This is a genomic window from Rossellomorea vietnamensis, from assembly GCF_008180415.1.
GTDB classification, from domain to species: Bacteria; Bacillota; Bacilli; order Bacillales; family Bacillaceae_B; genus Rossellomorea; species Rossellomorea vietnamensis_C.
In genome coordinates, this window is the sequence record NZ_VTEI01000004.1 from 20,295 (window position 1) to 32,299 (window position 12,005).

Here is a 12,005-nt window from a genome sequence, read left to right on the forward strand (position 1 = left end):
AAGTCACGAGGGACACTAAAAGGGTGAAAGGGTCCTCCAGGTGTCCCTCGAGAAAGTCACGAGGGACACTAAAAGGAGTAAAAAGTCCTCCAGGTGTCCCTCCAGGAAGTCACGAGGGACACTAAAAGGAGTAAAAAGTCCTCCAGGTGTCCCTCGAGAAAGTCACGAGGGACACTAAAAGGGTGAAAGGGCCCTCCAGGTGTCCCTCGAGGAAGTCACGAGGGACACTAAAAGGAGTAAAAAGCCCTCCAGGTGTCCCTCCAGGAAGTCACGAGAGACACTAAAAGGAGTAAAAAGCCCTCCAGGTGCCCCTCGAGGAAGTCACGAGGGACACTAAAAGGGGAAAAACTTCTCCAGGTGTCCCTCATAGAAGTCATGAGAGACACTAAAAGAAGAATAAAACTTCGTACTTTAGAAGATGATGACTGGAAATAAAGGCTTATACATAAAGGGGTGTCCAAATGAACGTACTTGTTATCGGGCGGGGCGGAAGAGAGCATGCGCTTTGCGATGCCTTGCGAAAAGGTCCCAGCGTGGAAAGAGTATTTTGTGCTCCCGGCAACACCGGGATTGCAGAAATCGTCCAAACAGTCGATATTGCTGAAACAGATTTTGACGGACTGATTTCATTCTCGAAAGAAAACAAGATTGACTTGGCCGTGGTAGGTCCCGAAGTTCCGCTTTTAGAAGGAATAGTCGATGCCTTCAAAAACGAGGGAATCAGGGTTTTTGGTCCTGATAAAAGAGCTGCGGTGATCGAAGGAAGCAAGTCGTTTGCCAAAGAATTGATGAAAAAATACAGAATCCCGACAGCCGCCTACGAAACGTTCACCGATTTTGGGAGCGCTAAAGAGTATGTGTTGAAATCAGGTGCTCCAATTGTCATCAAAGCAGACGGTCTTGCTGCCGGAAAAGGGGTCGTTGTTGCCCAGACAGTGGATGAGGCGCTGGATGCTTTGGAACAGATGCTCCTTCAATCAAAATTTGGGGAGGCATCCGCGAAGGTTGTCATTGAGGAGTTTTTAGAAGGAGAAGAGTTTTCCCTGATGGCCTTTGTGGACGGAGAAAACGTGTATCCAATGGAGGCAGCGCAGGATCATAAGCGAGCTTATGATGGCGATAAAGGCCCAAATACAGGCGGCATGGGTGCTTATTCACCTGTACCGCATATCAGCAGCAGCGTTATTGACGAAGCTGTCCAAACCATATTAATCCCAACGGCTAATGCGATGAAAACTGAAGGCCGGTCATTTAAAGGAATCCTTTATGCCGGGTTGATTTTAACTTCTCAAGGCCCGAAAGTTATTGAATTCAACGCTCGTTTCGGCGATCCCGAAACACAGGTGGTCCTGCCGAGGCTTCGGTCCGATCTTGCCCAGGTGTTTTATAATATCTGCGAAGGCAAAGAAGTCACATTGGAATGGGATGAGTGCAGTGCTGCTGGTGTCGTGCTGGCTGCTGAAGGCTATCCGGAGGCATATAAAAAGTCGGTTCCCATCCACGGATTGGATCTGCTGAATGATGAGACACTTGTATACCATGCGGGAACCTGCCTGGATGAAAATGCCCGATTGGTATCCAATGGCGGAAGGGTTCTGCTGATTGCTGCGAAACAGCCTCAATTAGAGGATGCGCTCAAAAGAGTCTACAGTGAGATTGAAAAACTGGACATTGACGGACTTTTTTACCGTACAGATATCGGCAGAAGGGCTATCGAACGCGCTTCTTCCGCCCTTTCCGAATAAATGCATAAAGAATGGCAATGATGCCGCCAATGACAGAAATCAGCACATAAGCCATATCGGTCACATATTCCAAGAACATCGTGATCACTCCACTTCTATAGATTTGTAAACAACAGGGTGCCCAAAGAGGACACCCTGTTTTATTGTATAAGGGAACTTAATACGTTAAAGCACTGATAGGGACAGTCCCTTTTCGTGCGGTGGAGCACTAAAGCAGATCCCTTATGATGGGTTATACGGCAGGTCTGGCGCATCTGTGTTTCGTTCGTCGCTGTCGATGTCTTGGATTTTTTGGTGGGAATCATTCTCTCCCTTTTTCCCTTTTAACATTGAAGCTATGTTCAGCATGCTTTTTCCTTCTTTTGCTTCGGAATCGCTGTCCATCTGATTTTCAAAAATCGCCGTGATCGGGCAGAAGCGAAGGATTCCTTCTCCCACTTTCATTCCGCCAAGAAGAGCCATCCATAAATAAGAGTCTCTCCAAGGCATTTTCACCAATTTGGCTGTTGCCCAAGATAAAACGGTAAACCCTACCGTTATTCGAATTAAAGCATTCACAATACCTATATTTTGTGTAACCTTCATGACAATTCCTCCTTACAATATATTTACAATTTTTCTGTAAACCTTTAATGCGTTAAAGTCCAAACTATGATAACATTAGTAATTAATACTTTGAGCTAATGCTGAAAGAATTTGTTCATTAGTGATCTCTATCAAGAGGAGTGTTCATAGTTGGTACAACGTTATCGATGGAAAAACAGACAGCTGCGTGAACATATAGATGTTTTAAACGGCGAAGTGCAGCCGACCAAAATTTTAAAAAATGCAGTATACCTGCATTCCGTTTTAAAGAAGTGGGTATCCGCCCATATCTGGATTTATGACGACCGCATCATCTACTGTGGCGATAAACTTCCTGAAAACCTTGAAGGGTGTGAAGTCACGGACTGCAGGGGTTACTTTCTCGTCCCTGGCTACATAGAACCCCATGTTCACCCGTTTCAACTTTATAATCCCCATTCTTTTGCACATTATGCATCCCAGACCGGAACGACGACCTTGATTAATGACAACCTTATGCTGTTTTTATTGATGAATAAAAAGAAAGCGTTTTCTTTTTTGGGGGAGCTGAAGAAACTTCCCTTCTCAATGTTCTGGTGGGCTCGTTTCGATTCTCAGACGGAAATGCAGAGGGAAGAGACAGTATTCTCCCACAGTGAAGTGAAGGCTTGGCTTGGACATCAAGATGTTGTTCAGGGAGGGGAACTGACTTCGTGGCCGAGGCTGCTGGACGGAGATGATATGCTGCTTCATCTTATGCAGGAGGCCAAGAGGCTGAACAAAGTGGTAGAAGGCCATTTGCCTGGAGCTTCTGAGAAAACGCTGGCTAAGCTGGCATTGCTGGGGATAGACGGCGACCATGAAGCCATGACGGGAAAAGATGTATATATGAGGCTTATGCAGGGCCTGGCGGTGACACTGAGAAATTCATCGATCCGGCCGGATTTGGAGAAACTTCTGGAAGAAATAAAGGAATACAATATAGATAACTTTGATGAAATGATGCTTACCACTGACGGATCAACACCTGGTTTTTATGAAAATGGTGTGCTGGATGACCTGATCGCAAAAGCCATTGCCAGCGGAATTCCTGTAATTGATGCCTATCACATGGCCAGCTACAATGTGGCCAGGCATTACCGGATTTCCCACCATCATGGAATGATTGCCGCGGGAAGGGTCGCCAACATCAATTTTCTTGAAAAGAAAGATCAGCCTGCTCCTCTAAGCGTGATGGCGAAGGGGCAATGGGTGAAATCGCTGCAAGGTGAAAAGGAGAATGTCCCGGCACCGGAGTGGGAAAGGTATGGTCTCGCCCCACTTGAAATGGAGTGGGAATTGACTTACGATGACCTGCAGTTTTCCATGCCTTTCGGGATTGAAATGGTCAATGAGGTGATCACAAAGCCTTATTCAGTAAGTATCGATGCTTCCGAAACCTCCCTATCAGAGAATCACGATGAATGCTTCCTGATGCTGGTGGACAAGGAGGGAAAATGGAGGATCAGCACCATGTTGAAGGGCTTTGCCGCCAGTGTGAAAGGCTTCGTTTCATCTTTTTCAAATACAGGCGATATTATCCTGATTGGCAAGGATAAAAGAGATATGATGAATGCTTTTAAAAGGATGAAAGAGATCGGCGGCGGTATTGTCCTGAGCGAAAATGAGGAGATTCTTCATGAAATTCCGCTGAAGGTCGGCGGAATCATGTCAGAAAAAGGCATGGAAGAGTTGATTGATGAGGAGAAGAAAATGAAAGAGCTGTTATTCGCAAGAGGGTACTCTTTCGATGATCCTGTCTATACCCTGCTGTTCCTGCAGTCCACGCATCTCCCTTACATAAGGGTCACTCAGCGCGGGATATATGATGTTATGAAGAAAACGGTACTCTTTCCTACGATAATGCGTTAAAATGTTAAAGTAAGAGATAAAAGACAGGTTTAGGGGTGTAATACTGAGATGTGGAAAAAAACTGCGATAGCGGCAATGGCCGCGTTTCTGCTGACAGCATGCAGTTCAGATAATGAAGCAGCCGATAATAACGATAACATGGCAGACAACAATACAGAACAAACAGATCAAAATCAGGATAAAAGTGATGAAGGGACCGAAGCTCAGTTTCATCACCCGTTGACAGGAGCAGGTTCTGATGAAGAGTCCCAGCAGAGAGCTGTGGCGGTGGTCGTCAATAACCATCCGAAAGCACGCCCGCAGTCCGGCTTGGATCATGCGGATATAGTCTATGAAGTCCTTGCGGAGGGAAATGTGACACGGTTTATCGCACTTTTCCAAAGTGAGCAGCCTGAAACGGTCGGGCCGGTCAGAAGTGCCCGCGACTATTTCATCGAGCTGGCAGAAGGCTATGACAGCTTCTTCGTGGCTCACGGGTACAGCCCTGAAGCGAAAGACTTACTGACGAGCGGTTCTGTCGATAACATCAATGGCATGGAATATGACGGCTCATTATTCAAACGTGCGGATTTCCGAAAAGCGCCGCATAACTCATATATATCATTTGAGAATATAGAAAAAGGTGCTGAGAAAGTAGGAGCCGAAATGGATACTCCGCCGGAACCGCTGAAGTTTATTCAATCAGCAGAAGCTGAAGGAGAAGACGCGGTATCTGTCAAGCTTTCCTACTATGAAAATCCGTCATATTCTCCGGTCTATGAATACGATCAGGCTGAAGGAAAATACACAAGAGTCTCTGATGGTGAAGTGCTTGAGGATTATGATACAGGAAACCCGGTACTGCTGGACAACATCTTTATTGTAGAAGCACCTCATGCAGTCGTCGATGATGCCGGACGCCGGGACATCGACCTGACCTCTGGCGGAAATGCATATCTCCTGCAAAAGGGTAAACTTTTGAAAATAAAATGGGAAAACCAAGATGGAAGAATCGTTCCCGCTGGTGATGCAGGTCTGCTGCCGGGGAAAACATGGATCAATATCATTCCTGACAATCCAGGGCTGGAAGAATTTATCACAGTACAGTAATTGAATAAAGGCTCTTTTCATAAGCTTGTTTCAAAAACAGCGATTTATCCGAAAATAGCCTTCAATAAAAGGAGAAATGAACATGCAGATCAATAAAATCAAAGGTAAAGAATTGGATCAGTTGTTTAATGCGATCTTGTCCCTTCAAGATAAAGATGAGTGCTATCGATTCTTTGACGATCTTGCTACAATCAACGAAATCCAGTCTCTTGCACAGCGCCTGGAAGTAGCGAGAATGCTGGAAGAAGGCAAAACCTATCATAAGATCGAGGCCGAAACCGGCGCCAGCACAGCAACAATTTCCCGTGTGAAGCGCTGCCTCAACTACGGAAACGACGCCTATCATATGGTATTGGAACGTGTCGGCAACCAGAAGGAAGAAGAGTAATAGTATTTAATAATTTAGGAGCGGAACTAGGCTTGAAGTAGAGTCCTTTCCGTGGAAAATAAAAGAGACTGGCACAGAGCAAAAGTGTGCCAGTCTTTTTGTTTTTCTTAGGAATTATAAGCTTATATTCTCCTCGGTCAGTTCAGCGCCCAGCCCCTCGCGGTTAAAAGATGATATCGGTCGGGAGCGGTTGGTTTTTGTGGAGATGTGTATGAAGCTGCGTTGACATCGGTCGGGCCGGGCTGGTTTTTGTGGAGATGTGTATGAAGCAGAGGGAACGTCGGTCRGGAGCGGGTGTTTTTTGTGAAAATGTGTATGAAGCTGCGTTGACATCGGTCGGGAGCAGGCGATTTTTGTGGAGATGTGTATGAAGCAGAGGGAAYGTCGGTCGGGCCGGGCTGGTTTTTGTGAAGATGTGTATGAAGCTGCGTTGACATCGGTCGGGAGCGGTTGGTTTTTGTGGAGATGTGTATGAAGCTGCGTTGACATCGGTCGGGCCGGGCTGGTTTTTGTGAAGATGTGTATGAAGCTGCGTTGACATCGGTCGGGCCGGGCTGGTTTTTGTGGAGATGTGTATGAAGCAGAGGGAACGTCGGTCGGGAGCGGGTGTTTTTTTGTGAAAATGTGTATGAAGCTGCGTTGACATCGGTCGGGCCGGGCTGGTTTTTGTGGAGATGTGTATGAAGCAGCGGGAACGTCGGTCGGGAGCAGGCGATTTTTGTGGAGATGCGTATGAAGTTGGAGCAGGCGATTTTTGTGGAGATGCGTATGAAGCTGAGTTGACATCGGTCGGGCCGGGCTGGTTTTTGTGGAGATGTGTATGAAGCAGAGGGAACGTCGGTCGGGAGCGTGTGTTTTTTTGTGAAAATGTGTATGAAGCTGCGTTGACATCGGTCGGGCCGGGCTGGTTTTTGTGGAGATGTGTATGAAGCAGAGGGAACGTCGGTCAGGAGCGGGCGTTTTTTGTGAAGATGTGTATGAAGTTGAGGAAACGTCGGAAGAGAGGCTGTTCCAAGCATTTAGAAGCTTCTTACAGGAGTAACCATTTGCCTGCTGGAGCTGAGCAAGACGCTTGCGATTTGGGAAAATTCTCCACACCCTCTCTGCACAGCTCCCTCGTTAATTGCAGATAGGAATGGTATAATGTTTTAATGGAAATGAATGAATTGGAGGATGTAAGGATGTACGATGTCAGAGAGTGGCGCCATGTATTTAAGCTCGACCCTGCCAAGGAGATCAGCGACGAAGATTTAGATAGAATCTGTGAATCGGGAACGGATGCGGTAATCATTGGCGGGACCGACGATGTCACCCTTGAAGGGGTTCTGGATCTGATGGCGAGAGTCAGGAGGTACACTGTGCCGTGCGCTCTCGAGGTCAGCAATATGGAATCTCTTACCCCGGGATTCGACTTTTATTTTATCCCGACTGTGTTGAACAGCGATGACCCGATGTGGCTGAAGGGCCTTCATCATCAAGCGGTAAAGGAATACGGGGAAATTATGAACTGGGACGAGATATTCGTAGAAGGATATTGTATCCTGAACAGTGACTGCAAAGCAGCCAAGCTGACAGGCGCCAGCACGGATTTGGCTAAAGAAGATGTGGCAGCCTATGCAATGATGGCAGAAAAAATGTTCCATCTTCCTATCTTTTATCTGGAATACAGCGGCATGTACGGTGATATCGAGTATGTCCGCGAAACAGCGCGGGTGCTTGAAAACACAACCCTGTTTTATGGCGGGGGCATCCAAACGCCGGAGCAGGCGCGGGAAATGGGAGAACACGCAGACGTCATCGTCGTCGGAAATATTATATACGAAGATTTACCCGCAGCATTGAAAACAGTGAAAGCTGTTAAAACAGTATAAATTTATAAAATTTATCCATCTTTGAGAGTTGATCATGATTAATTTTTCAAGAGGGTGCAAAATATTGATTGAAGCAGAAATCAATCAGCAGTTACTGTAATTAATCCTTCATATAAATAGTAGAAATTGATATAATAAGAACAAATGTTCGTTATGGTGGTGGAATAGGAAAATGCAATTTTTAACAGATCGATTACTGAATGGAATGAACCCTCCGCAGGCTGAAGCGGTGAAAGCGACGGAAGGGCCCCTATTGATCATGGCTGGTGCCGGTTCAGGAAAAACCCGCGTCCTGACGCATCGCATCGCCTATTTGATGGTTGAAAAAGGAGTCAATCCTTACAACATCCTGGCGATTACTTTTACAAACAAAGCAGCACGGGAAATGAAGGACAGGATCGGCAAAATCCTTGGAGGAGTGGCGGAAGAAATCTGGATTTCGACCTTTCACTCCATGTGTGTCCGCATCCTGAGACGCGACATCGACCGGATCGGCTTCAACCGGAACTTTACGATCCTTGACTCAACGGATCAGCAGTCCGTCATCAAGTCCATCCTGAAAGATAAGAACATCGACCCGAAAAAATTTGATCCAAGGTCGATCCTTGGTTCGATCTCTTCAGCGAAAAATGAATTGAAAACACCTGAAGATTTTGAAAAGGAAGCAGGCAGCTACTATGATAATGTCGCTTCTGACGTTTACAAAGAATATCAAAAACGTCTCCGGAAAAACCAGGCGCTCGACTTTGACGATCTTATCATGATGACGATTCATTTGTTCGAGCGTGTTCCGGAAGTTCTGGAATATTATCAAAGAAAATTTCAATATATCCATGTGGATGAGTATCAAGATACAAACAGAGCGCAATATATGCTTGTGAAAATGATGGCATCCCGCTTTCAGAATCTCTGCGTAGTCGGTGATTCGGATCAGTCGATTTATCGCTGGCGCGGCGCGGATATCGCAAACATCCTGTCTTTTGAAAAAGACTATCCGAGAGCAAATGTGATTCTGCTTGAACAGAATTATCGTTCGACAAAGACGATTCTGCATGCAGCAAATGATGTCATCCAGAAGAATATGAACCGTAAAGCCAAGAATCTTTGGACTGAAAATGACCAAGGGGAGAAAATCACCTATTACAGAGGGGACAGCGAGCAGTCAGAAGCCCAGTTTGTTGCGGGTAAAATCAAAGAAATGACGGACAGCGGCAAGAGGAAGTTCTCTGAGTTCGCCATCCTGTACCGTACCAATGCACAGTCCCGTGTTATAGAGGAAGTACTTCTGAAATCAAATATCGAGTACAGCATCGTCGGCGGTATCAAGTTCTATGACAGAAAAGAGATCAAGGATATCCTTGCTTACTTAAGGCTGATCGCCAATCCTGATGATGATATCAGTCTGCGCCGGGTCATCAATGTACCGAAACGGGGCATCGGGTCGACATCTCTTGATAAAATCGCTAATTACGCGGCGATGAATGACCTGTCGATGATGCAGGCATTAGAGGAAGCGGACTTTATTGGATTGAGCCCGAAAATCACCAAAGCGGTCATTGAATTCAAGGAACTTTTGAAAGGCTATACCGCAATGCAGGAATACCTTTCTGTCACAGAATTGGTTGAAGAAATCCTTGAAAAATCAGGTTATAGAGAAATGTTGAAAGTGGAGAAATCCATTGAAGCACAGAGCCGTCTGGAGAATATTGATGAGTTCCTGTCTGTTACCAAGAGTTTTGAAGAAAGCAATGATGACAGATCACTGGTTGCTTTCCTTACCGACCTGGCTCTGGTTGCAGACATTGATAAGCTTGACGATGATGAACAGCCCTCTGACGCTGTCATCCTGATGACCCTGCATGCGGCCAAAGGCCTTGAGTTTCCGGTCGTATTCCTGATGGGACTGGAGGAAGGCGTCTTCCCTCACAGCCGGTCGCTTATGGATGAAGAGGAAATGGAAGAAGAGCGCCGCCTTGCCTATGTAGGGATCACAAGGGCAGAAGAGGAATTGTTCATGACCAATGCCCAGATGCGGACGCTGTACGGCCAGACGAAAATGAACCCGGTATCCAGGTTCATTGCGGAAATTCCTGAAGATCTCATCGATAATTTTGAGCCGCAAAAGAAAAGCCCGTTCTCATCTGGTGGTACAGGTGCTGCTTCAGCAAGGCCTCAGCCAAAGAGGAAGCCTGTTACCCGCCCTGTGCCGACTACAACAGGGGGCGAAGCAATTTCCTGGCAGGTGGGCGACAGAGCCGCTCATAAAAAATGGGGCACTGGAACAGTTGTCAGCGTAAAGGGAAGCGGAGATGGCATGGAGCTGGATATCGCATTCCCGAGCCCGACAGGCATCAAGCGCCTCTTAGCTAAATTTGCTCCAGTCGAAAAAGTTTAATTTGTACACGAGAAAGGGCTGTTATTGTGGATATCAAAAGCGCAGAACAAAAAGTTGCAGAACTTCATAATCTCCTGAATCAATATAATTATGAATATCATGTGCTGGACAAGCCGTCGGTGCCGGACGCCGAGTATGACCGTGTCATGAATGAACTGATTGCCATCGAGAACGAATACCCTGAACTGAGGGCACCGGACTCGCCGACTCAGAGGGTGGGCGGCAACACGCTGGAGGCTTTTGAAAAAATAGCCCATAGAACCCCTATGCTCAGTCTGGGGAATGCTTTTAATGAAGAAGATCTGAGGGATTTTGACCGAAAAGTCCGCCAGGCAGCGGGAGATGACTATTCATACGTGTGTGAATTGAAGATCGACGGCCTCGCTGTTTCCCTCCGTTATGAAGACGGCCTCTTCATGCAGGGTGCGACACGGGGAGATGGCACGGTTGGTGAAGACATTACAGCAAACCTTAAAACCATCAAGTCTATCCCCTTGAGAATTTCAGAGCCATTGACGATGGAAGTAAGAGGAGAAGCGTTCATGCCGAAACGTTCTTTCGAAGCATTGAATAAGGCTAAAGAAGAACGAGAAGAAGAACCTTTCGCCAATCCACGCAATGCCGCAGCCGGATCTCTGAGGCAGCTTGATCCGAGGATTGCCGCTTCCCGAAACCTGGATATCTTTCTTTATGCGATTGCAGATGTCGGTGAAACGGGTGTTGTGTCTCACAGCTCCGGCTTGGATCGTTTAGATGAATTCGGCTTCAAAACCAATAAAGAGAGAAGGAAATGCAGTACTATCGATGAAGTTATTGAGTATGTAGAAGGCTGGGTCGAAAGAAGGCCGGATCTTCAGTATGATATCGATGGGATTGTTATCAAGGTAGATTCCCTTGAACTGCAGGAGAGGCTGGGGACCACTGCCAAGAGTCCGCGATGGGCAGTCGCGTACAAATTCCCTGCTGAGGAAGTTGTCACGAGGCTGAAGGATATCGAGTTGAGTGTCGGGAGGACAGGCGTGGTAACACCGACAGCCATCCTGGAACCTGTAAGAGTGGCCGGTACGACGGTTCAGCGGGCATCTTTACACAATGAAGATCTTATCAGGGAAAAGGATATTAAAATCGGCGACTATGTGGTCGTCAAAAAGGCAGGGGACATCATCCCGGAAGTGGTAAATGTCCTTGAGGAACGCCGGACTGGCGAGGAGCAGGATTTCCGTATGCCGGAAGAATGCCCTGAATGCGGGAGCGGTTTGGTCAGGCTGGAGGGAGAAGTTGCCCTTCGATGCATCAACCCTAAATGCCCTGCACAAATCAGGGAAGGGCTGATCCATTTCGTATCCCGGACTGCCATGAACATAGACGGTCTTGGCGAAAAGGTCATCAGCCAGCTGTTTCAAGAGGGATTAATCGAGGATGTAGCTGATATTTACCGGCTGGAAAGAGAACAGCTTCTTCAGCTGGAAAGAATGGGCGAGAAATCGGTCGATAACCTGCTGAATGCCATAGAAGCTTCTAAAACCAACTCTTTGGAAAAACTTCTATTCGGCCTGGGTATCCGCCATGTGGGTGCGAAAGCCGCAAAAACCCTTGCGCAGGAATTTGAAACAATCGACACGCTGATGGATGCCTCGAAGGATGAATTGACGGCCATTAACGAGATTGGCGATAAAATGGCAGATGCTGTTGTCGCTTATTTTGAAAAAGAGGAAGCAATTGAGCTGATCGGTGAGCTGAAAGCGGCGGGCGTGAATACCGAATATAAAGGGCCAAAGCCTGTGAAAGCCGAAGAAATTGATTCCTATTTTGCCGGCAAGACGGTTGTCCTGACAGGAAAGATAGAACAGCTTGGAAGAAATGAAGCGAAACAGAAAATCGAAGAGCTTGGCGGAAAAGTCACAGGGTCGGTCAGCAAGAAAACAGACCTCCTTATTGCCGGGGAAGATGCCGGTTCAAAACTCGCCAAAGCTCAAGAATTAGAGATAGAAATATGGGACGAAGAGAAATTGCTTGAGGAACTTAACCGTTAAAGGTGGAGG

Annotated in this window: 9 protein-coding genes; 7 read left to right on the forward strand and 2 right to left on the reverse strand. The window is 46.8% G+C overall.

Annotated features, from left to right (window positions below; genetic code table 11):
* The first annotated feature begins 461 nt into the window (after positions 1-461).
* Entirely contained in the window at positions 462-1,745 is a 1,284-nt protein-coding gene (gene purD, locus FZC78_RS09870; RefSeq protein WP_148939547.1) for a phosphoribosylamine--glycine ligase, read from the forward strand.
* Here purD and FZC78_RS24745 read toward each other — a convergent pair.
* Together FZC78_RS24745 and FZC78_RS09875 are read right to left on the reverse strand one after the other, a co-directional pair.
* Positions 1,711-1,824, reverse strand: coding sequence for an EYxxD motif small membrane protein (locus tag FZC78_RS24745; RefSeq protein WP_353733569.1), 114 nt, complete (start codon positions 1,822-1,824; stop codon positions 1,711-1,713). The two genes, purD and FZC78_RS24745, sit on opposite strands and share 35 nt — an antisense overlap.
* A gap of 143 nt (positions 1,825-1,967) precedes the next feature.
* On the reverse strand, positions 1,968-2,330 hold the full coding sequence (locus FZC78_RS09875; RefSeq protein WP_148939548.1) for a YgaP family membrane protein: 363 nt from the start codon (positions 2,328-2,330) through the stop codon (positions 1,968-1,970).
* Positions 2,331-2,480: 150 nt separating this feature from the next.
* On the opposite strand from FZC78_RS09875, the gene FZC78_RS09880 reads away from it, so the two are divergent.
* The 6 genes from FZC78_RS09880 to ligA all read left to right on the forward strand — a co-directional run bounded on the left by FZC78_RS09880 (position 2,481) and on the right by ligA (position 11,996).
* Positions 2,481-4,220 (forward strand): adenine deaminase C-terminal domain-containing protein, encoded by a 1,740-nt coding sequence (locus FZC78_RS09880; RefSeq protein WP_148939549.1) that lies wholly within the window; start codon positions 2,481-2,483, stop codon positions 4,218-4,220.
* Positions 4,221-4,268: 48 nt separating this feature from the next.
* A complete protein-coding gene (locus FZC78_RS09885; RefSeq protein ID WP_148939550.1) occupies positions 4,269-5,309 on the forward strand; it encodes a DUF3048 domain-containing protein in 1,041 nt (346 codons plus the stop codon).
* An 82-nt stretch (positions 5,310-5,391) separates the two neighbouring features.
* Entirely contained in the window at positions 5,392-5,697 is a 306-nt protein-coding gene (locus FZC78_RS09890) for a YerC/YecD family TrpR-related protein (RefSeq protein WP_113926517.1), read from the forward strand.
* Positions 5,698-6,878: 1,181 nt separating this feature from the next.
* On the forward strand, positions 6,879-7,568 hold the full coding sequence (locus tag FZC78_RS09895) for a heptaprenylglyceryl phosphate synthase (RefSeq protein WP_148939551.1): 690 nt from the start codon (positions 6,879-6,881) through the stop codon (positions 7,566-7,568).
* Between the two features lie 172 nt (positions 7,569-7,740).
* Entirely contained in the window at positions 7,741-9,963 is a 2,223-nt protein-coding gene (gene pcrA / locus FZC78_RS09900) for a DNA helicase PcrA (protein WP_148939552.1), read from the forward strand.
* A 26-nt stretch (positions 9,964-9,989) separates the two neighbouring features.
* Positions 9,990-11,996 (forward strand): NAD-dependent DNA ligase LigA, encoded by a 2,007-nt coding sequence (gene ligA, locus FZC78_RS09905; protein ID WP_148939553.1) that lies wholly within the window; start codon positions 9,990-9,992, stop codon positions 11,994-11,996.
* The last annotated feature ends 9 nt before the right edge of the window (positions 11,997-12,005 follow it).

What these genes read in the sequence shown, in the direction of transcription:
- FZC78_RS09890 (WP_113926517.1), top strand. Translation starts at nt 5,392, where the DNA reads ATGCAGATCAATAAAATCAAAGGTAAAGAATTGGATCAGTTGTTTAAT.
- FZC78_RS24745 (WP_353733569.1), bottom strand. Translation starts at nt 1,824, where the DNA reads ATGTTCTTGGAATATGTGACCGATATGGCTTATGTGCTGATTTCTGTC.
- FZC78_RS09885 (WP_148939550.1), top strand. Translation starts at nt 4,269, where the DNA reads ATGTGGAAAAAAACTGCGATAGCGGCAATGGCCGCGTTTCTGCTGACA.
- pcrA (WP_148939552.1), top strand. Translation starts at nt 7,741, where the DNA reads ATGCAATTTTTAACAGATCGATTACTGAATGGAATGAACCCTCCGCAG.
- FZC78_RS09875 (WP_148939548.1), bottom strand. Translation starts at nt 2,330, where the DNA reads ATGAAGGTTACACAAAATATAGGTATTGTGAATGCTTTAATTCGAATA.
- purD (WP_148939547.1), top strand. Translation starts at nt 462, where the DNA reads ATGAACGTACTTGTTATCGGGCGGGGCGGAAGAGAGCATGCGCTTTGC.
- FZC78_RS09895 (WP_148939551.1), top strand. Translation starts at nt 6,879, where the DNA reads ATGTACGATGTCAGAGAGTGGCGCCATGTATTTAAGCTCGACCCTGCC.